The 22600-nt window shown below is 66.5% G+C and carries 23 protein-coding genes; 19 read left to right on the forward strand and 4 right to left on the reverse strand.

Annotated features, from left to right (window positions below; genetic code table 11):
* Positions 1-10: 10 nt before the first annotated feature.
* From MU856_RS12145 to MU856_RS12155, 3 genes are all read right to left on the reverse strand, one after another.
* Entirely contained in the window at positions 11-1366 is a 1356-nt protein-coding gene (locus tag MU856_RS12145) for a DNA recombination protein RmuC (protein ID WP_062900636.1), read from the reverse strand.
* A gap of 85 nt (positions 1367-1451) precedes the next feature.
* Positions 1452-3083 carry an alkaline phosphatase D family protein gene (locus tag MU856_RS12150; RefSeq protein WP_217372643.1) on the reverse strand — a complete coding sequence of 544 codons (1632 nt, stop codon included), beginning with the start codon at positions 3081-3083 and terminating at the stop codon, positions 1452-1454.
* Between the two features lie 55 nt (positions 3084-3138).
* Positions 3139-4272, reverse strand: coding sequence for a DUF3667 domain-containing protein (locus MU856_RS12155; protein WP_263587673.1), 1134 nt, complete (start codon positions 4270-4272; stop codon positions 3139-3141).
* A 79-nt stretch (positions 4273-4351) separates the two neighbouring features.
* Between MU856_RS12155 and MU856_RS12160 the strand changes: the two genes are divergently transcribed.
* The 16 genes from MU856_RS12160 (at position 4352) to rplQ (ending at position 17322) form a co-directional block, all read left to right on the forward strand.
* On the forward strand, positions 4352-5647 hold the full coding sequence (locus MU856_RS12160) for a glutamate-5-semialdehyde dehydrogenase (RefSeq protein ID WP_062900639.1): 1296 nt from the start codon (positions 4352-4354) through the stop codon (positions 5645-5647).
* Positions 5611-6306 carry a nicotinate-nucleotide adenylyltransferase gene (locus tag MU856_RS12165; RefSeq protein WP_062900640.1) on the forward strand — a complete coding sequence of 232 codons (696 nt, stop codon included), beginning with the start codon at positions 5611-5613 and terminating at the stop codon, positions 6304-6306. The genes MU856_RS12160 and MU856_RS12165 overlap by 37 nt, the downstream gene beginning before the upstream one ends.
* A complete protein-coding gene (gene rsfS / locus MU856_RS12170) occupies positions 6306-6713 on the forward strand; it encodes a ribosome silencing factor (RefSeq protein WP_412072831.1) in 408 nt (135 codons plus the stop codon). The genes MU856_RS12165 and rsfS overlap by 1 nt, the downstream gene beginning before the upstream one ends.
* Before the next feature lie 32 nt (positions 6714-6745).
* The gene (locus tag MU856_RS12175) at positions 6746-7174 is read left to right on the forward strand and encodes a 23S rRNA (pseudouridine(1915)-N(3))-methyltransferase RlmH (protein ID WP_003040374.1); all 429 of its coding nucleotides are present in this window, start codon (positions 6746-6748) and stop codon (positions 7172-7174) included.
* Positions 7171-8394, forward strand: a complete 1224-nt coding sequence (locus MU856_RS12180) for a murein hydrolase activator EnvC family protein (RefSeq protein ID WP_062900641.1) — start codon at positions 7171-7173, stop codon at positions 8392-8394. Before MU856_RS12175 ends, MU856_RS12180 begins: the two co-directional genes overlap by 4 nt.
* Before the next feature lie 134 nt (positions 8395-8528).
* Positions 8529-9917 carry a S41 family peptidase gene (locus MU856_RS12185; RefSeq protein WP_263587675.1) on the forward strand — a complete coding sequence of 463 codons (1389 nt, stop codon included), beginning with the start codon at positions 8529-8531 and terminating at the stop codon, positions 9915-9917.
* Between the two features lie 16 nt (positions 9918-9933).
* Entirely contained in the window at positions 9934-10419 is a 486-nt protein-coding gene (locus MU856_RS12190) for a disulfide bond formation protein B (protein ID WP_263587676.1), read from the forward strand.
* Positions 10416-10934 carry a demethoxyubiquinone hydroxylase family protein gene (locus MU856_RS12195; RefSeq protein ID WP_051066299.1) on the forward strand — a complete coding sequence of 173 codons (519 nt, stop codon included), beginning with the start codon at positions 10416-10418 and terminating at the stop codon, positions 10932-10934. Before MU856_RS12190 ends, MU856_RS12195 begins: the two co-directional genes overlap by 4 nt.
* Positions 10935-11018: 84 nt before the next feature.
* Positions 11019-11621 (forward strand): hypothetical protein, encoded by a 603-nt coding sequence (locus MU856_RS12200; RefSeq protein ID WP_058813104.1) that lies wholly within the window; start codon positions 11019-11021, stop codon positions 11619-11621.
* A 362-nt stretch (positions 11622-11983) separates the two neighbouring features.
* Positions 11984-12304: a hypothetical protein gene (locus MU856_RS12205; RefSeq protein ID WP_234178554.1), complete on the forward strand. Its 321-nt coding sequence runs from the start codon at positions 11984-11986 to the stop codon at positions 12302-12304.
* 59 nt (positions 12305-12363) lie between these two features.
* Positions 12364-13707, forward strand: coding sequence for a TldD/PmbA family protein (locus MU856_RS12210; RefSeq protein WP_062900644.1), 1344 nt, complete (start codon positions 12364-12366; stop codon positions 13705-13707).
* A 12-nt stretch (positions 13708-13719) separates the two neighbouring features.
* Complete coding sequence (locus MU856_RS12215; protein ID WP_062763912.1) at positions 13720-14511, forward strand: inositol monophosphatase family protein; 792 nt, start codon at positions 13720-13722, stop codon at positions 14509-14511.
* A gap of 202 nt (positions 14512-14713) precedes the next feature.
* Entirely contained in the window at positions 14714-15082 is a 369-nt protein-coding gene (gene rpsM, locus MU856_RS12220) for a 30S ribosomal protein S13 (protein WP_003040400.1), read from the forward strand.
* 106 nt (positions 15083-15188) lie between these two features.
* Positions 15189-15578 carry a 30S ribosomal protein S11 gene (rpsK, locus tag MU856_RS12225; protein ID WP_003040416.1) on the forward strand — a complete coding sequence of 130 codons (390 nt, stop codon included), beginning with the start codon at positions 15189-15191 and terminating at the stop codon, positions 15576-15578.
* A gap of 103 nt (positions 15579-15681) precedes the next feature.
* Positions 15682-16740, forward strand: a complete 1059-nt coding sequence (locus MU856_RS12230) for a DNA-directed RNA polymerase subunit alpha (RefSeq protein ID WP_003040418.1) — start codon at positions 15682-15684, stop codon at positions 16738-16740.
* 159 nt (positions 16741-16899) lie between these two features.
* Positions 16900-17322, forward strand: coding sequence for a 50S ribosomal protein L17 (gene rplQ / locus MU856_RS12235; protein ID WP_003040421.1), 423 nt, complete (start codon positions 16900-16902; stop codon positions 17320-17322).
* Between the two features lie 97 nt (positions 17323-17419).
* Here rplQ and MU856_RS12240 read toward each other — a convergent pair whose 3' ends face one another.
* A complete protein-coding gene (locus MU856_RS12240) occupies positions 17420-18421 on the reverse strand; it encodes an NAD(P)H-quinone oxidoreductase (RefSeq protein WP_263587677.1) in 1002 nt (333 codons plus the stop codon).
* Positions 18422-18534: 113 nt separating this feature from the next.
* Between MU856_RS12240 and MU856_RS12245 the strand changes: the two genes are divergently transcribed.
* From MU856_RS12245 to clpA, 3 genes are all read left to right on the forward strand, one after another.
* Positions 18535-18732: a DUF1192 domain-containing protein gene (locus tag MU856_RS12245; RefSeq protein WP_062900646.1), complete on the forward strand. Its 198-nt coding sequence runs from the start codon at positions 18535-18537 to the stop codon at positions 18730-18732.
* A gap of 138 nt (positions 18733-18870) precedes the next feature.
* Entirely contained in the window at positions 18871-20010 is a 1140-nt protein-coding gene (locus MU856_RS12250; RefSeq protein ID WP_186402615.1) for an energy transducer TonB, read from the forward strand.
* A gap of 187 nt (positions 20011-20197) precedes the next feature.
* Complete coding sequence (clpA, locus tag MU856_RS12255; RefSeq protein ID WP_058813119.1) at positions 20198-22534, forward strand: ATP-dependent Clp protease ATP-binding subunit ClpA; 2337 nt, start codon at positions 20198-20200, stop codon at positions 22532-22534.
* Positions 22535-22600 lie beyond the last annotated feature (66 nt).

Raw genomic sequence — 22600 nt, forward strand, 5'->3', positions numbered from 1 at the left:
GGGCGACAGGTCATTCGCTCGCGTCGTTTACCGCAGCCGGTGCCGCCGCAAGCTTCGCCAGCGGCCGCGCCGCCTGTTCGGCAACGGGCAGCACGGGAATTTCCTTGCCGCCCGTCTCGACGTCGAGCGCCTCGAAACGCTTCGCCTGCGTCAGCACCTGGCTTTCGAAGCTGCCCACAAAGGCGTTGTAGGCGCCGGTCGCCTGATCCAGATTCTTGCCGACGCGGGCGATATGCCCGCCCATCGTCGCCATGCGCGCATAAAGCTCCTTGCCGAGCGCGGCGATCTCGCGCGCCTGCCCCGCCAGCTTTTCCTGCCGCCAGACCGCCGCGACGGTGCGCGCAATCGCGATCAGGTTGGTCGGCGTGGCGAGCAGCACCTTGCGGTCGAAGGCATAATCCCAAAGCTCGGCGTCATGATCGAGCGCGGCGGCGAGGAAATGTTCGCCGGGAACGAACATCACCACATAGTCGGGCGTGTCGTCGAACTGGTTCCAATAGGCTTTGGCGCTCAGCGTGTTGACGTGCGCCTTCATCGCCGCGGCATGTGCGGCGAGATGCGCGGTCTTTTCGGCTTCGTCGACCGCGCCGAACGCGTCCTGATAGGCGTTGAGCGACACTTTGGCGTCGATGACCAGGCTTTGCCCGCCCGGCACCTTGACCACGACGTCGGGACGCAGCCGCCCGCCTTCGCCATCGGCGACGCTTACTTCGGTCTGGAAATCGGCATGTTCGGACAGGCCGCAGCTTTCGAGCACATTGCGCAGCTGTTGCTCGCCCCAGCGGCCGCGCGCCTTGGGCGCGTTGCGCAGCGCGTTGACCAGCTTCGCCGCCTCGCTCGACACGCGCTCGGTCCCTTCGCGCATGGCGGCGATCTGGCCGTGCAGCAGCCCGAAGGCGTCGCGACGTTCGGCCTCGACCTTGCCGACCGCCTCTTCATATTTGGCCAGCCGTTCGTGAACCGGCTGGAGCAGCGCCTTCAGATTCTGCCCCGCGCTTTCCTCACTCTGGCGGAACCGCTGATCGGCACGTTCGAGGAAGTTTTTCTGCGCCTCGCCCAGCATCGCCTGTCCGACCTCGCGGAATTGCGCGGTGAGCGCCGCCTGTGCCTCCTTGAGCTGCGCGATCTGCGCGTCGTGGGCCGCGTCGCGCGCCTTTTGTTCGGCGAGCAGCGACGCGAGCTGGATATCGGCGGCCTTGCGTGCCTCCGCTTCGGCGGCGAGATCGGTGACGGCGACCCTGAACCGTTCGGCGAGCCCGTCGCGTTCGGCCTTGAGCCCGCCCGCCTGCCGTCCAGCGAACAGCCAGCCGATCACGGCACCGACGACAAGGGCGGCAACGACGGCTAGGAGCAGGGGCAAGGTCATCTGCGGAACATAGGACGAACGCAGCGCGCTTGGCTAGCCGCTAATTTAGCGACCCGATCTGCCGGAGGCTCCCTCGCCCGGCGCGTCAGCCCTTGTCATAGGCATTGCGGCCGCGCGTCGCGGTCATCCGGTGCGACGAGGCGAGCGCGAGGTCGTGGCTGCGCACCGAGCTGACGAAATGCCAGTCGGCAGTGACACGCTCGGGCGTCAGCGCCACCGTCGCATAGCCGCGATCGCGCGTGTTCGCCCAGCGCAGCTGCGGCGACGTGGCGCGCAGGGCGGCGACCCGTATGTCGTCGGGGATGGCCGGCGTGTAGCTTTCGAACCCCGGCGAGGTAACGCTGTGTCCGCCGACCTCGATCCCCGCCGGTCGGCCGCCATGCGTCAGGTCGAAGGCCCAGGCATTGTGGCTGTCGCCCGACAGGGTGACGAGATTGGCGCCGGCGCGCTGCGCCGCGGCGAGCAGGCGGTCGCGCGCGGCGGGATAGCCGTCCCAACTGTCCATATTGAGCGGCAGCCCGGCCTTGGCGGCGAGCTGACCGATCTCGACCCGGCGCTGCACATAGTCGGGCAGGTTGGCGCCGAACCAGTTTTTCGATTCGGGCGGCGTGAACAGGCTGCCCATGACAATCTGCTGCGCGCAGACCTGCCAACGCGTGCCAGATTTCGCCGATGCCGCGAAGCCGTCGAACAGCCATTTTTCCTGCTCACTGCCCAGCAACTGCCGCGCTGGGTCGCGATAACCGGTTTCGGCAAATTGCTTGAGCGCGGCGGCCGCGTCGCCCTTGTCGGCAAGGATGTCGCCGATCTCGAACTGCTTGTCGCGCGCGGTGATGCGCGTTTCGGGCAGGAAGATCGTCGCCAGATCGCCGACCTGATAGCTGCGCCAGCGCGCGCCGCCGACCGGCATCCATTCGTCATAGGCGCGCATGGCGGCGGCTTCGCGCGCGCTCCAGTCGCCCTCGTCGGGTTGGTGGTTTTCGGCCCCGCCCTTCCAGGTGTCATTGGCAAATTCATGATCGTCCCACTGCGCGACGATCGGGAACAGCTGGTGAAGGCGCTGCAAATCGGCGTCGCTGCGATAGGCGGCATAGCGCAGCCGGTAATCGGCGAGCGCGATCAGCTCGTTCGAAGGCTGGATCAGGCGGCCGGGCACCGCCTCTTTCGCCGACGGATAGGTGCCGACCTTATATTCGTAGAGATAATCGCCGACGTGAACGACCAGATCGATGTCCGAACGGGCGGCCGCATGGCCATAGGCGTTGAACCAGCCGAAGGGCAGATTCGCGCAGGAGAACAGCGCCAGGGTGAAGGCGCCCGCTGCCCCTTCCGGCAAGGTGCGCGTACGCCCCGTCACCGACATCGTGCCGTCGGGCGCGACAAAGCGATAGAAATACCAGCGGCCGGGCTCGAGACCGTCGACGCGCAGCTTGGCGGTGTGATCCGCGTCGCCGGCGGCGGTGACGCTGCCGCCACCGACGATGCGCACGAAGTCGGCCGTGTCCGACACCTCGGCCGTCAGCGCGGTGTCGGCCGCAGCGGCATAGCGCGTCCATAGCAGCACCGACCGCGGACCGGGCTCGCCACTCGCGACCCCGTGGGTGAAGCCCTGTGCCGCCATCGCCTGCGCCGCGCCAGGCAAGGCCATGGCGGCAAGCCCTGCCGTGCCGAGCTTCATCAGCAGGCGGCGATCCATTTCGGCCCAAAGCTGGTGCATCGATTTTCCTCCCGTCTCGCCGGGTCTGTGCCCGGCTTTCATGACAATTATGCGCTCACCCGCTCATACCGAGCGCGAGCAACAGCAGCATGAAAGCGATGACCGCGAACAGGCTGAAGAAAAGCAGCAGGGTCGTCCGTGCAAGCGCACCGACGCGCGACGAGCGATAGGCGCCGCGAAGCTGGCGATACATGTGGAACGGAACATAGAGCATCGCGAAGAAGGTCGCGAGATCGCCCAGCAACGTCAGATTGAGCAGCCGCACCACGACGAAGAGTAGCAGCATGAAGCTGATCGAATAGGTGACGAAGACGAAATGGTCATAGGTGTGGAAACGCCGGCTGAACGGATAGAGCAGCCACATGAAGGGCAGCGACAACGGGATCAGCGCCCAGGCGAATTTATAGGCGTTGGCCTGCAATTTGTAGAGAATCAGCGCCGGGTTCGCGAACGCCTTTTGCAGACCATGGTCGATGAAGGGCACCCCCGTATCGACCTTGTTGCGCGTGACGAAATCGGCGCTGGTCTTCACCTGATCGACGGGGTTTTCGAGAACCGGCGGCCCCGCGGCGCGGTCGGCCGTGCGCTCATCCTTGCTGCGGCTGCGCGAAATGCCTAGATAGTCGGCACTTTTCTGAAGAGTGGCGCGCTCGTCCTGCAATTCCTGGCGCTGCGCCGCGGGGAGATCCTTTTTCGCAAGTTCGGTATCGATACGGTCGACCTCGACCTGCATGCTGTCCTTGATCGCGGCCGATCGCGTCTGTTCGGCCGCGGCCTTGTTCAGTTCCTCCCCGACACCGCCGCCCGCGCCGACCATCGCCAGCACCGCATAGGTCAGGAACACCGCAAACAGGAACAGCGCCAGCGGCGAAATGAAGCTCGCCCGCTCGCCGTGAATGTAGCGGCGCGTCAGATCGCCAGGCCGCCATGTCAGGAGCGGCAGCGTGTTCCACAGCTTGCCCTCGAAATGAAAGATGGCGTGAACCAGATCATGTCCGATCGCGCCGAAGCTGCGATGGACATCGGCCTTCTGCCCGCAGCGGTGGCAGTGCGACCCGCGCAACACCGTCCCGCAATTGAGGCAGCGGGCGCCCGCGTGCGCGCTGCCTTCGCCATGCCCCGGCTCGATCGCGCGGCCTGCAAGCCCTGCCGTGATCGCCGCCCCGAATGCTTCGATGTCCCCGCTCATGCGCCCTGACTAGTGGGCCGAATGACCTCGTGCAACGGGGCTTTCGGGAATCACGCCAAAAGTGATATTGGCCCGTCGCATGAACGCTGAAACCTCCACAGCCCTCGGCGCCGCGCTGCACCATAACGACGCGGATACGCTGATCGCCGACATGGGCGCACGCGCACGCTTGGCAGCGAAGGCGCTCGCGGTGGCGACGACAGCCGAAAAGGCCAAGGCGCTGCGCACGGCTGCGGCCGAGCTGCGCGCGCGCGCCGCGACGATCCTGGATGCCAATGCGCGCGATATGGAGGCGGGGCGCGAAGGCGGCCTGTCGTCGGCGATGATCGACCGGCTGCGCCTCGACGAGAATCGGCTCGCCGCGATTGCCGACGCGGTCGAGGGTATTGCCGGCCTGCCCGACCCGGTCGGCGCCGAAATCGACCGGACCGAGCGCCCCAACGGCATGACGCTGGCCCGCGTGCGCGTTCCGCTGGGCGTCGTCGGCATCATCTATGAAAGCCGCCCGAACGTCACCGCCGATGCTGCGGCGCTGGGGCTGATGTCGGGCAATGCGGTAATCCTGCGCGGCGGCAGCGAGGCGGTTCACTCGAACCGAGCGATCCACGCCGCACTCGCCGCGGGTCTCGCCCAGACCGGCCTCCCCACCGATGCCGTGCAACTGGTGCCGACGCAGGACCGCGCCGCGGTGGGAGCGCTGCTCCGCGCGCAGGGCCTGATCGACATCATCATCCCGCGCGGCGGCAAGGGGCTGGTCGCCCGCGTGCAAGACGAGGCGCGCGTACCCGTGCTCGCCCATCTCGACGGGATCAATCATCTCTATATCGACGGCGCCGCCGATCCCGCCAAGGCGGTGGATCTTGCGGTCAACGCCAAGATGCGCCGCACCGGCGTCTGCGGCGCGACCGAAACGATCCTGATCGACCGGGCCTATCCCGCGCCGCTTGCCATCGTCGACGCGCTGATCGCCGCGAGCTGCGAAGTGCGCGGCGATGCCGCCATCGCGGCGCTCAGCTCCCATGTCACGCGCGCGAGCGCGACTGATTGGGACTGCGAATATCTCGACGCGATCGTCTCGATCGCCGCGGTCGACGGGATCGAGGGCGCGCTGTCGCATATCGACGCCCACTCCAGCCACCACACCGACGCGATCGTCACCGAGGATGTCGCGACCGCCGAGCGGTTCCTGTCCGAAGTCGACAGTGCGATCGTCATGCACAACGCCTCGACGCAATTCGCCGACGGCGGCGAGTTCGGCCTTGGCGCCGAGATCGGAATCGCGACGGGACGCCTCCACGCACGCGGCCCCGTCGCACTCGAAGGGCTCACCACCTATAAATGGCTGGTGCGCGGGAGCGGGCAGGTTCGACCCTGACCCGTCCGCTTACCACCGGCCTCCTCGGCGGCAGCTTTAATCCCGCGCATAGCGGGCACCGCGCGATCAGTCTTGACGCGATCGATGCGCTGAGGCTCGACGAGCTGTGGTGGCTCGTTTCGCCCGGCAATCCGCTCAAGGCGCAGGCGGGCATGGCGCCGCTTGCCGCCCGGTTGGCCTCGGCACAGCGCATGGCGCGGCGCTCGCCGATCCGCGCCACCGCGATCGAGGCCGAGCTGGGTACGCGCTATACGGTCGACACGCTGCGCGCGCTCATCCATCGCTATCCGAATCGGCGCTTCATCTGGATCATGGGCGCCGACAATCTGGTTCAATTGCCCCGCTGGCGCGACTGGCGGGAGATTGCGCGATTGATGCCGATTGCGGTTATCGCGCGTCCGGGCTATAATGGCCGCACCCATGCTGCAGAGGCGATGGGTTGGCTGCGGCGCTTTGTCCGGCCCGCGGACCAGAAACGTCTTTGGACAGACTGGAGACCGCCTGCCCTCGTGTTCCTGCGTTTTTCGCCCGATGTGCGATCCGCAACTGCAATACGGCAGGCCAACCCCCGCTGGTTCGAAAGCTATGCAGGCCGCGCGCTGCGCGACCCTGTCACGCATTCGCGGCTGGCCATGGATGAAAGGAATGAAACCGCTTGATAGCCGCCAGTAAGGATGCCGCGCCCGGCGCCGCGTCCGCACCCAAGTCTTCGGACGCCAGCGTGGAAAGCCTCCACGCGCTGATCCTTCACCAGCTGGACGAGGATCAGGCCCAGGAAACCATTTCCATCCCGCTTGCCGGCAAGAGCAGCATCGCCGACCATATGGTGATCGCGAGCGGTCGGTCGACGCGCCATGTGTCGGCAATCGCCGACAAGCTGGCGCAGCGGATCAAGCAGGAAACGGGCCGGCCGGTCCGCGTCGAGGGGCTGCCCAATGCTGATTGGGTGCTGATCGACGCCGGCGACGTGATCGTCCACTTGTTCCGTCCGGAAGTTCGCAGCTTCTATAATCTCGAACGCATGTGGTCGTTCGGCGATGCACCGCCGGTTGCCGCGGTAAATTGACGCCTTTGCCTCGCTAACGTAGGCGAGGCGTCATGTTGCTGCACATCATCGCGCGCGGGCGCATCGGGCGCGGGCCCGAGGCCGAACTGGTCGAGCGCTATATGAAGCGCGTGACCTGGGCGCAGAAGATTTCGGAGCTTCCCGACACCGGCGGCCGCGTGCCCGCCGCACCCGTCGGCAGTCGCACCGTGCTGCTCGACGAAGGCGGCGAACAGATGTCGTCGCTCGAATTCGCCAAACTGCTGGAAAAATGGCGCGACGGCGGCGTACGCGAGGCACGATTCTGTCTTGGTGCCGCCGACGGCTTCACCCCCGACGAGCGCGAAGGGGCCGACAAGGTCATCGCCTTCGGCCGCGCGACCTGGCCGCATCTGATGGCGCGCGCGATGCTCGCCGAGCAATTGTGGCGCGCCACCAGCATCGTTGCGGGCCACCCCTATCACCGCGAAGGCCGCCAATGAGGGCCGCCTTGCTTGTCGTCGCCGCCTTTGCGGCGATCGCCGGCGGCGCGCTGGCGTTGGCGCAGAGCGACGTTTTCGATCCCGCCGCGATTGCGGCGCGCGAGCGCCAGCAGCTGCTCACCGCCAAGGCCCAGTCGGCCGCGGCAATGCGGCGCAGCGCGGTGCTTGAAGCGCAGGCAGGTGCCGCGCGCGACGAGGCCGACAGGCTGAAGAAACGCAGCGCCGCCCTCGCCGCGCGGATCCAGTCGGCCGAGGCCGACATCGACGCGGCGGAGGCGCGCGTCGCACTGGTCAGCCGCCGCCTTGCCGATCAACAGACGCGGCTCGCCGAACAACAGCAGCCCCTGCTCGCGCTCACCGCATCGCTCCAGCAATTGAGCCGCCGCCCGCCGGTGAGCGTGCTCGCGCAGCCGGGCTCGCTGCGCGACATGGTCCACGCGCGCGCCGTACTCGACGCGGTGATGCCGGTGATTCAAGAGCGCACCGCGGGAGTCCGGCAGGAACTCGCGCGGCTGCGCACTACGCAGCAGCAGCAACGCGTCGCGCTGCAGGCGCTTTCGGCAAGCAAGGCACAGCTTGCCGAGCGGCGCGACGCGCTGACGCGGCTCGAGAATGAAGGCCGGCTGCGCTCGCGCGACCTGATGAGCAGCGCGCAGCTCGAGGCCGACCGCGCGCTTGGTCTCGGCGAAAAGGCGCGCGACATCGTCGATCTGATGGACGCGCTGGAGGCCGACGCAGCGGTGCGCGGCGAACTCGCCGATCTGTCCGGGCCGCTTCCGCGCCCCGCCGACCCCGCCAGCGCGGCCCCGCAGGCCGCGCCCGTCGCGCCGGCCGCAAGCCGCGGCGCGGACCTCGGCGCGGGCGCCTATCGCCTGCCGGTCGTCGGGCGCATCGTTGCGGGGCTCGGCGAAGTGAATGACAGCGGCGTCCGCTCGCGCGGCATCACCGTCGCGACGCAGCCCGGCGGTCAGGTGGTCGCCCCCGCCGCGGGCCGCGTGAGCTTTGCCGGCGATTATCGCGGCTATGGCAAGATCGTCATCATAGACCATGGCGGCGGCTGGACATCGCTGATCACGGGAATGATCGCGCTGTCGGTTTCGGTCGGCGACACGCTGGACGCCGGGGCGCCGGTGGGCCGCGCGGGGTCGGACGACAGCCGCATCACGGTCGAACTGCGCCGCGCCGGGCGCCCCGTCGATCTGGTCGCGATGCTTGGCTGACGCCGCCGCCGTTAACGCGCCGTTCGGGCGACCTTTGCTAGGGCAATCGCGCGCTTGACGCCGATGCAAAGGCATTGGACGATGGCTTGCCGGGGATTATAGTGCGGCCTGTTCCGCGTGACTGAAAGACATCCATGACCGAATCGACCAAGACTCCCACCTCCCCGAAGCGCCGCTTCGCCTTCTGGCAGGGGGCTGCCGCGCTCAGCACGCTCGCGCTCGTGCCGCTCGCAACCGGCGCGATGGCGACGGTCGATTCGAAGACCACCGAGGAAATCCAGCGCTTCATGGACGTGTTCCTGGAAGTGAAGGCCAATTATGTCGAACCGGTCAGCGACGACAAGCTGATCGAAGGCGCGATCAACGGCATGCTCGCCAGCCTCGATCCCCATTCGGGCTATCTCGACGCGCGCGACTATTCGACGCTGCGGACGCAGACCGATGGCGAATATGGCGGCCTGGGCCTGTCGGTGACGATGGAGGACGGCGTGGTCAAGGTGATCGCGCCGACCGCCGACACACCGGCCGACCGCGCGGGCATCAAGGCCGGCGACTATATCACCCATATCAACAAGCAGCTCATCTTCGGCATGACGCTCGACGAAGCGGTCGAACAGATGCGGGGCCGCCCCGGCACCGAGGTCGAGATTACGGTCGTGCGCGAGGGCCAGGACAAGCCGATGGAGCTGACCCTGAAGCGCGAGATCATCGACGTGAAGCCAGTGAAGTGGGAGGTCAAGGACGATGTCGGCGTGCTGACCATCGCCAGCTTCTCCGCCGACGCGGGCCGCGACCTGCGCGCCGCGATGGTCGCGGTCGAAAAGTCGCTCGGCCACAAGCCGCGCGGCTGGATCGTCGACCTGCGCTCGAACCCCGGCGGCCTGCTCGATGAGGCAGTGAGCGTCAGCGACGTCTTCCTCGACCGCGGCGAAATCGTCTCGCAGCGCGGGCGCCGCAAGAATGATATCGAACGCTTCTTCGCCGAACCCGGCGACCTTGCGCAAGGCGCGCCGCTGATCGTGCTGATCGACGCCGGATCGGCTTCGGCGTCCGAAATCGTCGCCGGCGCGCTGCAGGACCAGCACCGGGCGCTGATCATGGGCGAACGCAGTTTCGGCAAGGGATCGGTGCAGACCGTGCTGCCGCTGACCGATACCACGGCGCTGCGGCTGACGACGGCGCGCTATTACACCCCGTCGGGTCGCAGCGTGCAGGAAGGCGGGATCGAGCCCGATATCCGCGTGCCGCAGCTGTCCGACCCCGACTATAAGGACCGTCCGCGCTTTCGCGAAAGCGACCTGCGCCGCCATCTGATCAACGAGAAAAAGGTCGACAACAGCCTGCTCGAAAAGGACGAGAAGGACGATCCGCGCTTCACCGCCACCGCCGAGGAGCTGAAGGCCAAGGGCATCGAGGATTATCAGCTCTATTATGCGCTGCAGACGATCGGTCGCATCGGCCCGTCGACTTCGCGTATGGCGCAGGCGACCAAGCCCGCCGCCAAGCCGACGACGCGCAACTAAGAGGGGCTGACCGACGATGCGAACTTCGCGTTACGCCGCGCCGCTTGCCGCGCTTGCCATCCCGCTGGCGCTCTATGGCGGTGCGCTGGTGTCGCAATTCGGCTTCGGACTCCACCCGTGCGAGATGTGCTACTGGCAGCGCTGGCCGCATCAGGCGGCGATCGTGCTGGCGGCGCTGGCACTGCTGCTCTCCCGCAATACGGCGGCGATGCGCGGGCTGACTCTGCTCGCCGCAATCGCCATCGCGATCAGCGGCGTCATCGGCGTCTTTCACGCCGGGGTCGAATATGGCTTCTGGGAAGGGCTGACGACGTGCAGCACCGGCGTCAGCGGACCGGTATCGCTCAGCGACATCATGGCGGCGCCCATCACCCGCTGCGACGTCCCGCAATGGACGCTGCTCGGTGTTTCGCTCGCCGGTTTCAACGCTATCTTCTCGCTCGCCGGCGCGGCGTTCGTCTTGACCTTGCTGCGCCGCCGTCCCACATCGGCGGCACGATGACAGCTGACCGCAAAACGGCCTCGATGATCCGCGTCGATCAGGCGGGCGAATATGGCGCGACGCGCATTTATGCGGGTCAGCTCGCGGTGATGGGCGACCGCCATCCGATGGCGCGCGAGATCGCGCATATGGCCGAACAGGAAGAGCGGCACCGCAAATTTTTCGACGCGATGGTCGCGCGCCGCGGCGTGCGCCCCACCGCGCTTCAGCCGTTCTGGAACGTCGCGGGCTTCGCGCTCGGCGCCGTCACCGCCGCGATGGGGCCGCGCGCCGCCATGGCCTGCACCGCCGCCGTCGAGACCGAGATCGATCGCCACTATCGCGAACAGCTCGATACGCTGGGCGACAGCGACCCCGAACTGAGCGCAGCGGTTGCCGATTTCCGCGCCGAAGAGCTGGAGCATAAGGAAGCGGCGATTGCCGCGGGGGCCGAAAGCGCGCCCGCCTATCCGCTGCTCAGCCTCGCGATCCGCGCGGGCTGCCGCGCAGCCATCGCGCTGTCAAAGCGTATCTGATAGGGTTCCACGGGGAAAGCCTGACCGTTCAGCGCGGATGCAGGCAGCGGGTGGCAAGCCGCCCGAAACGAAAAGGAAATGACGATGACCCGCCTGCCGCTTGCCATGCTGATCCTCGCCGGGGCAGCGATCGCCCAGCCCGCCGCCGCGCAAGATACGGGGCCGGTGGGCCCCGCGAATGAGAAGATCAATCAGGTCATCGTCTATGGCAACGACAAATGCCCCGAGGCGAATGGCGATGAAATTCTGGTCTGCGCCGTGTTGCCCGAAGGCGACCGTTACCGCGTCCCGCAGATTTTCCGTGGCGGCGACCCGCTCGACCCGCGCAACGAAGCCTGGGTGAACCGGGTCGTATCGCTCCAGCGCGTCGGCCGCTTCGGCACCGACAGCTGTTCGCCGGTCGGACTCGGCGGCTTCACGGGCTGCACCCAGCAATTGCTCGCCGGCGCCAAGGCCGAACGGCAGGCCGCCGACAAGACCGACTGGCAGGCGATGATTGCTGACGAGCGCGCCAAGCGCCTCGCCGGGATCGATGCGGCCGCCGACACGGTCGAAGCAGCCGTCGTCGCCGAGGAAAAGGCGCTGGCCGACCGGCAGAAGCAGGCCGAAGAGACCGCGCCCGCAACCGACGCACCGGCAACCGACAATCCCGACGCCGAACCGCTGCCGGTCCCCCCGCCGCGCTGATTTGCGGCACGGCGCGCGGCGCGCGCCCCTCTCTACCGCTATTTTCGACTCGGGCAGAGTTCGGCCTCGCGACCGGGGCTGATGGCGCGCGCCTTCGCGCCCGGCTCCCGGTGAAACAACCGAATCTGCCGCAATATCAGCCGTCGGACCCGATTTTGTTGCGATTCTGCGGTGAATCGAACCCGAAAATTAACGAATCGCTGGCAACCTGTCTTGACTTGGGAATTTTCGGCTGAAAACTTCGCATTTATGGGAATCGCCAGCCGGGGAGGCTGAAAAACAACATGGCATCGACCTTCGAACCGCGCCTTTGGCGCCGCGCTACCGCCAGCGTTCCACCGGCACGCAGTCTAGGTCGTCGCATGACCTGGCACGCCGCCGCCGCGCTGATCGTTTTTGCGGCCCTCCAGGTCTGGCTGGTCATGAGCGCGGTTTCCGCCGGCGCCCCGTCGATGCTGGCGGTCGTGTCGCTGATCGTCGTCCTTGCGCTCGCGCTTCCCGTCGCGCGCTCGACCGAGCGGCGCTGGTATCATCTGAGCCGCCAGGCGCTGGCAAGTTGGGGGCTGCACGCCCGCTTCCGCCGCGATGTGCGCCGCCTGTGGGTTGCCGCGATCACCCTGCCCTTCCTGTGGGTCAGCGGTGCGATGGCGGCCACCGATGCCATCGCCGCCATCGCGCGCTGAAGCGCACGTCATCCGACTTTGATTTTGACGCCCCGCCGCGCGCCGTATAGGGCGCGGCCATGCTGAGTGTTTCCGAAGCCCTCGACCGCGCGCAAATGCTTTGCGCCGCCGCGACCAAGGCGGGCGCCGACGCCGCCGACGCGCTTTACTATTGCAATGCCGCGACCTCGGTCTCGATGCGGCTGGGCGCGCTCGAGGATGTCGAGCGGTCCGAGGGGCAGGATATCAGCCTGCGCGTTTTCGTCGGGCAGCGCAGCGCCAGCGTCTCGACCGCCGACATGGATGCCGCCGAACTGGCGAAGCTCGTCGAGCGCTGCGTTGCCATGGCACGCGAGGCGCCCGAAGATCCCTATGCGGGCCTCGCCCCCGCCGACCGCCTGTTCACCGGCCCGGTCCCCGATTTCGATCTCGACGACGGCAGCGAAGCCGATCCCCAGGCGCTGCGCGAGGCCGCGCTGGCGGTCGAGGAGGCTGCGCGCGCCGTCGCCGGCGTCACCAACAGCGAAGGCGGCAGCGCGAGCCACAGCCGCACGCGCTTCGCGCTCGCGACGAGCCATGGCTTCGCCGGCGGCTATGGGTCGAGCGGGCACAGCCTGTCGGCGAGCGTCATCGCCGGCGAAGGCGCGGCGATGCAGCGCGATTATGGCTGGCACAGCGCGCATCATCTGTCCGACCTCGAAAGCGCCGCCGAAATCGGCGCGCGCGCCGGAACCCGCGCCGTCGCGCGGCTGAACCCCGGCAAGGCGCCCGTCGGCAAGGTGCCGGTCGTCCTCGATCCGCGCATCGGCAGCAGTATCGTCGGCCATCTGCTCGGCGCGATCGCCGGCCCCGCGATCGCCCGCGGCACCAGCTTCCTGCTCGGCAAGGAAGAGCGGGCGCTGTTCGACAGCGCAATCGTCGTGCGCGACGAACCGCATCGTCCGCGCGGGCTGCGCAGCCGGGCCTTCGACGGAGAGGGCCTGCCGACCGCCGCGCGCGATATCGTCGCCGATGGCCGCATTACGGGGTGGCTGCTCGACACCGCGTCGGCGAAGCAGCTCGGGCTCGAACCGACCGGCCATGCGAGCCGCGGCGGCGGCGCGTCGGGGGTCTCTGCCAGCAATCTGCATCTCGCGGCCGGGTCGATTGCGCCCGACGCGCTGATCGCCGACATCGACCGCGGCGTCTATATCACCGAACTGATCGGCCAAGGCGTCAACCCCGTGACCGGCGATTATAGCCGCGGCGCATCGGGTTTCCTGATCGAGGGCGGGCGGATCGCCGGCCCGATCGCCGAATTCACGATCGCGGGCAATCTGATCGACATGTTCGCCGCGCTGGTCCCCGCCGACGATCTGGTCTTCCGCCACGGCACCAACGTGCCGACGCTGCGCATCGACGGCATGACCGTCGCCAGCAGCTAGGCCGGCCGCCCGATGCCCGCGCGCAACCTGGAAGCCGTGATCGCCGCGACGCGCGAGGTCGGCGACATGGCGATGGCGCGCTGGCGCGGCGAGGGCAAGGCAGTCAATGTCTGGCACAAGTCGGAAAATAATCCGGTCAGCGACGTCGATCTGGCGGTCGATGCCCGGTTGAAGGCGGTTCTCGGCGCGATGGTGCCGGAGGCCGGATGGCTTTCGGAGGAAACCGCGGACAACAGCGACCGGCTGTCGCGCCGTTTCATGTGGTGCGTCGACCCCATCGACGGCACCCGCGACTTCATCCGCGGCCGTCCGGGCTGGGCGGTGTCGGTCGCGCTGGTCGTCGACGGCGCCCCCGAAATCGGCGTGCTCTACGCGCCCGCGCTCGACGAACTGTGGGTCGCCCGCAAGGGTCAGGGTGCGACGCTCAACGGCGAAACGCTGCGCGCCAGCCGCCGGATGATCTTCAACGGATCGCGCGTTCCCGCCGACAGCCTGCCCAAGATCGACCGCGACCTCATCATGGTGACAAAGCCCAACAGCATCGCGCTGCGCATGGCGCTGGTCGCCGACGATCGCGCCGATCTGGTCGCGACGCTGCGCTGGGGTTTCGAATGGGACGTCGCCGCCGCGGCGCTGATCGCGACCGAGGCCGGCGCGACCGTCACCGACGCCTTTGGTGAGCCGCTCGTCTTCAACACGCCGCGCGCGCAGGCCTTCGGTGTCATCGCGAGCGCGCCGGGCATTCATGGCGCGGTCGTCAACCGGCTGCACGACCGGGCGGTGGCGCTGACCGCCGATGATTGAGGCGCGCCCCGGCAGGCTGCAAAAGCCGCCGCTTCGCTTGACAATTCGCCCGACTCACCTTAATTGCGCATCCATTCCAACACCCTGACCGGACGGCGAAACGCTCAGCGCGTCTTCGTGGTCCGTTTTTTGCGTTGGAAAACAGACGCTTTGAGATAGGGCTCGTTTGCCAGCGAACCCTGTGGAGCAGGAGAAAGAACAGATGGCACGTATCGCGGGCGTAAACCTGCCCACCAACAAGCGCGTAATCATCGCGCTCACCTACATCCACGGCATCGGCCGCAAGACCGCCGTCGACATCGCCGACAAGCTCGGCATCGACCACACCCGCCGCATCCAGGACCTGTCGGACGCCGAAGTCCTGCAGATCCGCGAAACGATCGACGCCGACCTCACGGTCGAGGGTGATCTTCGCCGCAACACGGCGATGAACATCAAGCGCCTCATGGACCTCGCCTGCTATCGCGGCCTGCGTCATCGCAAGGGCCTTCCGGTCCGCGGCCAGCGCACGCACACCAATGCGCGCACCCGCAAGGGCAAGGCCAAGCCGATCGCCGGTAAGAAGAAGTAAGAGCAGAGATTCGTCCGGGGGACGGATTTCCTTATTTCTCCGCCGGAGGTCGCCATCGCACTGGCACCACCGGTCGTTTTCAGGATTTAGGGTTTAGGAATTCAAAATGGCTCGTGAACCGCAGCGCCTTCGTCGGCGCGAACGCAAGAATATCTCGTCGGGCGTCGCCCACGTCAACGCGACCTTCAACAACACGATGATCACCATCACCGACGCGCAGGGCAATGCGATTGCCTGGTCGAGTGCCGGCATGATGGGCTTCAAGGGCAGCCGCAAGTCGACGCCCTATGCAGCGCAGGTTTGCGCCGAGGACGCCGGCAAGAAGGCCGCCGAACATGGCGTCCGCACGCTGGAAGTCGAAGTGAAAGGCCCCGGCGCCGGTCGTGAATCGGCCCTGCGCGCGTTGCAGGCGGTCGGTTTCCACATCACGTCGATCCGCGACGTGACGCCGATCCCGCACAACGGCGTACGTCCGGCCAAGCGCCGCCGCGTCTGACGTTTCCGGACTGGCGGTCTTCGGGCCGCTCTGCCGTCACCATATCTAACGCAGGACAGGCTCGACCCGCCCCGCCCGTCCCGCCCAAAGCAAAGGGAAGTCCATGACTGTCAATATCCGGAACTGGCAGGAATTGAAGAAGCCCAGCAACCTGGAAATCAAGGCTGGCAGCGACAGCAAGCGCAAGGCCACCTTCGTCGCCGAACCGCTCGAACGCGGCTTTGGCCTGACGCTTGGCAACGCGCTGCGCCGCGTGCTCCTGTCGTCGCTCCAGGGTGCGGCCATCACGTCGATCAAGATCGAGAACGTCCTGCACGAATTCTCGAGCCTGGCCGGCGTGCGCGAGGACGTGACCGACATCGTTCTCAACGTGAAGCAGATCGCGCTCAAGATGGAAGGCGAAGGCCCGAAGCGGCTGCAGCTTTCGGCGACCGGTCCCGCGACCGTCAAGGCCGGCGACATCATGGTGTCGGGTGACATCAAGGTGATGAACCCCGATCACGTGATCTGCCACCTCGACGACGGGGCGACGCTGAACATGGAACTCGTTGCCGACACCGGCAAGGGCTATGTTCCCGCGACGGCCAACCGTCCGGCCGACGCGCCGATCGGCCTGATCCCGGTCGATTCGCTCTACTCGCCGGTGCGTCAGGTCGCCTACAAGGTCGACAATGCCCGCATCGGTCAGGAACTGGACTATGACAAGCTGTCGCTGACCGTCGATACCGACGGCACCGTGACCCCGGAAGATGCCGTCGCCTATGCTGCGCGCATCCTCCAGGACCAGCTTCAGGTCTTCGTCCACTTCGAAGAAGCGATGAACGACAGCGGCCTCATCGGCATGGCGGCTCCGTCGGCTTCGACCGAGGAATCGGACGTCAACCAGCTCAACCGCTTCCTTCTCAAGAAGGTCGACGAGCTCGAACTGTCGGTTCGTTCGGCCAACTGCCTCAAGAACGACAACATCATCTACATCGGCGACCTGGTCCAGAAGACCGAGGCCGAGATGCTCCGCACGCCGAACTTCGGCCGCAAGTCGCTCAACGAGATCAAGGAAGTGCTCTCGTCGATGGGTCTGCGCCTCGGCATGGACATCCCCGGCTGGCCGCCGGAAAACATCGAGGAAATGGCCAAGAAGCTCGAACAGGAGCTACTGGGTTAAGTCCCGAACTGTTCCCCGGCGAAGGCCGGGGCACAGGTGCAACGCTGAATCTGGACCCCGGCCTTCGCCGGGGAACACAAAGGGAAAAGGGCTCCCCCGCAAGCGGGCCTGGCTTGGGGTTCCGTAAAACGGCCCCTCTGACAAACGAAGGAATGGATTATGCGTCATAAATCGGGTGGCCGGAAGCTTCAGCGCACCGGCGCGCATCGCATCGCGATGTTCCGCAACATGTCGGCTTCGCTCATCAAGCATGAGCAGATCACGACGACCGTCGCCAAGGCGAAGGAACTGCGTCCCTATGTCGAAAAGCTGATCACGCTCGCGAAGCGTGGCGGCCTTGCCAATCGCCGTCTGGCGATGAGCCGTCTGATGGACGAAGCGCAGCTTCAGAAGCTGTTCGACGTCCTCGCCGAACGCTACAAGGACCGCAACGGCGGCTACACCCGCATCATCAAGGCCGGCATCCGCGCTTCGGACGCCGCGCCGATCGCGATCATCGAATTCGTCGACCGCGACGTCGATGCCAAGGGCCAGGATTCGGGCCCGGTGCTGACCGACGAGGAACTGGAAGACGCGGCCTGAGCCGAACTTTCCATCGACACAAGGTCAAGGGCGGCGTCCAACCGGACGACCGCCCTTTTTCTTGGCCAGCCGCCGGGGACCAGCGCGCAGCAAGCGATTATCCGATCTTGAGGACGATCTTTCCGACGTGCGCGCCCGCCTGCATCCGCGCGTGCGCAGCGGCGGCATCGGCAAGCGGAAAGGATTGATCCATCGCGGGCTTCCAGGCCCCGCTGGAAAGGCGCGGCCACAACGTCTTGTGAATCTCGTCGGCCAGCGCGGCCTTGAAGTCGGCGCTGCGCGCCCGCAGCGTCGATCCGGTCATCGTCAGGCGGCGGCGCATGAGCTGCGACATGTCGATTTCGGCTTTCGCGCCCCGCTGGAAGGCGATGGTGACGTGCCGCCCGTCGTCGGCCAGACACGCAAGATTGCGCGGCACATAATCGCCGCCGACCATATCCAGCACGACATCGACCCCCGCCCCGCCGGTAAAGCCCTTTACCGCCTCCACATAATCCTCGGCCGAATAATCGATCGCGAGGTCGGCGCCGAGCGCCCGCGCCGCGTCGCATTTGTCGGCGCTGCCGCAGGTGACGATGATGCGGATATCGAATAGCTTGCACAGGCCGATCGCCGTCGTTCCGATACCGCTGGTCCCCCCGTGGACGAGCGCCGTCTCCCCTTCCTTGATCCAGCCGCGCTCGAACAGATTATGCCATACGGTGAACACCGTTTCGGGCAGTGCCGCCGCTTCGGCCATGGTGAATCCTGCGGGAGCGGGCAGCACGCTGCCCACGGGCGCGACGCAATATTCGGCATAGCCCCCGCCCCCGACCAGCGCGCACACCGCCTGCCCCAGCATTTCGGGATCGCCGCCCGGTCCGGTCGCGACCACTGTCCCGGCGATTTCGAGGCCGGGAAGGTCCGACGCGCCGGGCGGCGGCGGATAGAAGCCCATGCGCTGGAGCACGTCGGGACGGTTCACCCCCGCCGCGGCGACCCGGATCAGCAACTCGCCCGGCCCCGGCCGCGGCACGGGTCGCTGCTCGGCAACGAGCACTTCGGGGCCGCCGGGTTCGCGGATCGCGACGGCGGTCATGCTCTCGGGCAGGCTGGTCACGCTAAATCCCCCACTTTGTTCGATTTCCCACTCGTCCCGCCTTATTGACAGCCGCGGCGCGGGGGTCAACAGTTCGCGCCCCACAAGGCCGCAATTCGTCAGGGAGGATGGCCATGGACGACGACGACCTTCCCCGCCGCCGCGACGATGTGCTGACGGCGCTCGCCAAACAGTCGCTCGACCCCTTGTCGGTCGCCGAACTCGACGATCGGCTTGCGGTGCTGGAAGCCGAGATAGCACGCACAAAGGCGCACAAGGCGGCAGCGGGCAGCTTCAAGGCAAATGCGGAGGCACTGTTCCGCAAGGGATGACGGGGCGGCTATCGCAGCAGCGCCATGAATCTGCAGGCAAAAGCGGCCGATTTGGCGGGGTCGACTCTTGCCCGCCGCATGGGCTCTGCCTAGCCTGTAGCCGAAATTTTCCCCCGAAATCAGGAACGGGACGAGCCCATGCCCCTTATTGCCGCGCTTTCGATTGCCGCCCTGGCCAGCACGCCGCCACCCCCTCCGCCCATTGTCATTCCGGCTCCTGTCGACAAGTCGCCCCTTCCGCTGCTTGAGTCTGCCGACGGTTGGCCGGCGCTGCTTTCCTGGGATATCGCCGATGCGCGCTGCAGCGACGGCGCCCTCGACACTGCGGGCGTAAAGGCCGTCCTGCGCGCGATGTCGAACCGGCCGATGCGCACCGCCGCCCAGATAATTTATCGTTTCGACATCGACGCCGACGGACGGCCGATTTCGATCGAGAGCGACGGGTCGCCTGGCGCTCTTGGTCAGGATCTACCGGCCTCGCTGGCGGCAAGCCGTTTCCCGGTCGGGCAAGCCCGCACCCGATGCACGATACGCTATCGCATCAGCGCGCAGGCGGTCGGCGCCGCTGCACCCCCGGATCTGCTCGCTTATACGATGACGCCGATTTCGGGACCGTTGCCCAAAGAGGGATGGGCGCGCATCCGCGACATCGGCACTTGCGCCGCACCGCCGCGCCCCCGGCCGCTCCTTCGCGCATTTCCGGACTTTTCGAAAATCCCGGCGACGCGGGGACGAAAAGACTGGTCCTTTGTCCTTTACGACACCGATGCGAAAGGGCGCCCCGTCAACCTGAAGACATTTGCGACGTCGGGCAATCGGGAGCTCGATGCGGCGGCGCGCGACGCCGTGGCACGATCGCGCTTCACCGGAGGCGTTCGCACGCAATGCCTCTACCCTTATCGGCGGGCGCCAGAGACGGTATCACCGCCGCCGATTCCCGATGCCGACGCATTCAGGCCGCAGGGCGCGACCTGCGGCGACGATCGCGCGTGGGACCGCAAGCCGGCCCTGATCTACCCCGCCGCTTATCGCCGGCGCGCAGTCGAAGGCTGGGCGGTGCTGACGTATGACATCGCCCCTTGGGGTGAAATCGGCAACGTCAAGGTTGCCGCGGCGCAGCCTGCTGCCGACTTCGGCACCCAGGCGCAGCGAATGCTCCTGTCCGCCCGGGCCGCGGCTTCGCCGCAAGGATGGACGGGCTGCGTCGAGCGGGTCCGTTTCCAGATGGGAACGGCGCAGGACGACGATGACAAACCCGACTCCGACGACGCGACCTAGCGCAGGCCCTGTGATTGAGCGGCGTCGCGCCCGCCAAATCGCAACGCTGCGTTAACCATAAGACAAGCCTGTCATCGTAATTTCACACGAGCTTCCGCTTTTCCCTTGCGGAGAGACGGGAGCATCGCCACGTTGTGTTCCTAGGGGCGGCCTCTCCCCGGCACGTCCCCGCAAGGAGATGAAGACCATGCCGTCCTTTTCGGAGTCCCTCGAAAAGACCCTGCACAACGCGCTGAAGGCCGCGTCGGAGCGCCACCACGAATATGCGACGCTGGAGCATCTGCTCTACGCGCTGATCGACGACGAACATGCTGCCGAAGTGATGCGCGCGTGCGGCGTCGCGCTGGGCGAGTTGCAGTCGGCGGTGGTCCATTATCTCGACACCGAACTCGACAGCCTGAAGGTCGAGGGGCACAGCGACCCCTCCCCAACCAGCGGTTTCCAGCGCGTCGTCCAGCGCGCGATCCTGCACGTCCAGTCGTCGGGCAAGGATGAGGTGACGGGCGCGAATGTCCTCGTCGCGCTGTTTTCGGAGCGCGAGAGCTATGCGGTCTACTTCTTGCAGCAGCAGGATCTGACGCGGCTCGACGCCGTTTCCTACCTCAGCCACGGGGTCGGCAAGGGCGGCAAGCCGTCGCCCACCGCCGAGCCCGAGGAAAAGGAAGAAGCGAAGGACAAGAGCGAAGGCAAGAACAAGAAGGAAACCGCGCTCGACCAGTTCACGGTCAACCTCAACGAAAAGGCGAAGGGCGGCAAGGTCGACCCGCTGATCGGCCGCAGCGCCGAGGTCGACCGCACGATCCAGATCCTTTGCCGCCGCAGCAAGAACAACCCGCTCTATGTGGGCGACCCCGGCGTCGGCAAGACCGCGATCGCCGAGGGCCTCGCGCGCAAGATCATCGAGGGCGACGTGCCCGAGGTGCTGAAGGAAGCGGTGATCTATTCGCTTGATATGGGCGCGCTGCTCGCCGGCACGCGCTATCGCGGCGATTTCGAGGAGCGGCTGAAACAGGTCGTCTCCGAACTCGAAGGCATGCCGCACGCGATCCTGTTCATCGACGAGATCCACACGGTGATCGGCGCCGGCGCGACGAGCGGCGGCGCGATGGATGCGTCGAACCTCCTGAAGCCCGCATTGTCGGGCGGTGTGATCCGCTGCATCGGTTCGACCACCTACAAGGAGTTCCGCAATCATTTCGAGAAGGACCGCGCGCTGCTGCGCCGGTTCCAGAAGATCGACGTGATCGAACCGAGCATCGAGGACACGAAGAAGATCCTCGCCGGCCTGCGCGACGCGTTCGAGAGCCATCATAATGTGAAATACACCGCCGACGCGATCAACGCGGCGGTCGAGCTGTCATCGCGTTACATCAACGACCGCAAGCTGCCCGACAAGGCGATCGACGTGATCGACGAAGTCGGCGCGATGCAGATGCTGGTGCCGCCGTCGAAGCGCCGCAAGACGATCACCGCGAAGGAGATCGAGGCGGTGATCGCGACGATGGCGCGTATCCCGCCGAAATCGGTGTCGAGCGACGACAAGAAGGTTCTCGAAACGCTCGAGACCGACCTCAAGCGCGTCGTCTTCGGTCAGAATACCGCGATCGAGGTGCTGTCGTCGGCGATCAAGCTCAGCCGCGCCGGGCTGCGCGATCCCGAAAAGCCGATCGGCAATTATCTGTTCAGCGGCCCCACCGGCGTCGGCAAGACCGAGGTCGCGAAACAGCTCGCGCATCTGCTCGGCATTCCGCTCCAGCGGTTCGACATGTCCGAATATATGGAACGCCACTCGGTGAGCCGCCTGATCGGCGCGCCGCCGGGCTATGTCGGCTATGACCAGGGCGGCCTGCTGACCGACGCGATCGACCAGAACCCGCACTGCGTGCTGCTGCTCGACGAGATCGAGAAGGCGCATCCCGACCTGTTCAACATCCTGCTCCAGGTGATGGACAATGGCCGGCTGACCGACCACCACGGCAAGACGGTCGACTTCCGCAACGTGATCCTGATCATGACGACCAATGCGGGCGCGAGCGACATGACGCGCGAGTCGATCGGTTTCGGCACCCAGACGCGCGAGGATGCGCAGGAAGAGGCGGTGAAGCGCATGTTCACCCCCGAATTCCGCAACCGCCTCGATGCGATCGTCCCCTTCGGCTATCTGCCGCCGGAAGTCGTGGCGCGCGTTGTCGACAAGTTCATCCTGCAACTCGAACTGCAGCTTGCCGACCGCAACGTCCACATCCAGCTCGACGACAAGGCGCGCGAATGGTTGACCGCCAAGGGCTATGACAAGCTCTATGGCGCACGCCCGATGGGCCGCCTGATCCAGGAAAAGATCAAGCAGCCGCTCGCCGAAGAACTGCTCTTCGGCAAGCTCGTCCACGGCGGCGAGGTCAAGGTGAAGCTGAAAACCGGCGAGGATGCCAAGGTCGGCAATCCGCTGAGCTTCGAAATCACCCCGGCGGCGCCCAAGGCGAGCAAGGGCAAGGGCAAGGCCAAAGCTGAGAAGGCGGCAGAGTAGAAACCGCTTCAACCCCTCCCGCTTGCGGGAGGGGTTTTGTTTGACCCCCTCGCTTTTTGGGGCTGC

Source organism: Sphingopyxis sp. GC21 (assembly GCF_025727575.1).
GTDB classification, from domain to species: Bacteria; Pseudomonadota; Alphaproteobacteria; order Sphingomonadales; family Sphingomonadaceae; genus Sphingopyxis; species Sphingopyxis terrae_A.

What these genes read in the sequence shown, in the direction of transcription:
- MU856_RS12145 (WP_062900636.1), bottom strand. Translation starts at nt 1,366, where the DNA reads ATGACCTTGCCCCTGCTCCTAGCCGTCGTTGCCGCCCTTGTCGTCGGT.
- MU856_RS12150 (WP_217372643.1), bottom strand. Translation starts at nt 3,083, where the DNA reads ATGCACCAGCTTTGGGCCGAAATGGATCGCCGCCTGCTGATGAAGCTC.
- MU856_RS12155 (WP_263587673.1), bottom strand. Translation starts at nt 4,272, where the DNA reads ATGAGCGGGGACATCGAAGCATTCGGGGCGGCGATCACGGCAGGGCTT.
- MU856_RS12160 (WP_062900639.1), top strand. Translation starts at nt 4,352, where the DNA reads ATGAACGCTGAAACCTCCACAGCCCTCGGCGCCGCGCTGCACCATAAC.
- MU856_RS12165 (WP_062900640.1), top strand. Translation starts at nt 5,611, where the DNA reads ATGGCTGGTGCGCGGGAGCGGGCAGGTTCGACCCTGACCCGTCCGCTT.
- MU856_RS12175 (WP_003040374.1), top strand. Translation starts at nt 6,746, where the DNA reads ATGTTGCTGCACATCATCGCGCGCGGGCGCATCGGGCGCGGGCCCGAG.
- MU856_RS12180 (WP_062900641.1), top strand. Translation starts at nt 7,171, where the DNA reads ATGAGGGCCGCCTTGCTTGTCGTCGCCGCCTTTGCGGCGATCGCCGGC.
- MU856_RS12185 (WP_263587675.1), top strand. Translation starts at nt 8,529, where the DNA reads ATGACCGAATCGACCAAGACTCCCACCTCCCCGAAGCGCCGCTTCGCC.
- MU856_RS12190 (WP_263587676.1), top strand. Translation starts at nt 9,934, where the DNA reads ATGCGAACTTCGCGTTACGCCGCGCCGCTTGCCGCGCTTGCCATCCCG.
- MU856_RS12195 (WP_051066299.1), top strand. Translation starts at nt 10,416, where the DNA reads ATGACAGCTGACCGCAAAACGGCCTCGATGATCCGCGTCGATCAGGCG.
- MU856_RS12200 (WP_058813104.1), top strand. Translation starts at nt 11,019, where the DNA reads ATGACCCGCCTGCCGCTTGCCATGCTGATCCTCGCCGGGGCAGCGATC.
- MU856_RS12205 (WP_234178554.1), top strand. Translation starts at nt 11,984, where the DNA reads ATGACCTGGCACGCCGCCGCCGCGCTGATCGTTTTTGCGGCCCTCCAG.
- MU856_RS12210 (WP_062900644.1), top strand. Translation starts at nt 12,364, where the DNA reads ATGCTGAGTGTTTCCGAAGCCCTCGACCGCGCGCAAATGCTTTGCGCC.
- MU856_RS12215 (WP_062763912.1), top strand. Translation starts at nt 13,720, where the DNA reads ATGCCCGCGCGCAACCTGGAAGCCGTGATCGCCGCGACGCGCGAGGTC.
- rpsM (WP_003040400.1), top strand. Translation starts at nt 14,714, where the DNA reads ATGGCACGTATCGCGGGCGTAAACCTGCCCACCAACAAGCGCGTAATC.
- rpsK (WP_003040416.1), top strand. Translation starts at nt 15,189, where the DNA reads ATGGCTCGTGAACCGCAGCGCCTTCGTCGGCGCGAACGCAAGAATATC.
- MU856_RS12230 (WP_003040418.1), top strand. Translation starts at nt 15,682, where the DNA reads ATGACTGTCAATATCCGGAACTGGCAGGAATTGAAGAAGCCCAGCAAC.
- rplQ (WP_003040421.1), top strand. Translation starts at nt 16,900, where the DNA reads ATGCGTCATAAATCGGGTGGCCGGAAGCTTCAGCGCACCGGCGCGCAT.
- MU856_RS12245 (WP_062900646.1), top strand. Translation starts at nt 18,535, where the DNA reads ATGGACGACGACGACCTTCCCCGCCGCCGCGACGATGTGCTGACGGCG.
- MU856_RS12250 (WP_186402615.1), top strand. Translation starts at nt 18,871, where the DNA reads ATGCCCCTTATTGCCGCGCTTTCGATTGCCGCCCTGGCCAGCACGCCG.
- clpA (WP_058813119.1), top strand. Translation starts at nt 20,198, where the DNA reads ATGCCGTCCTTTTCGGAGTCCCTCGAAAAGACCCTGCACAACGCGCTG.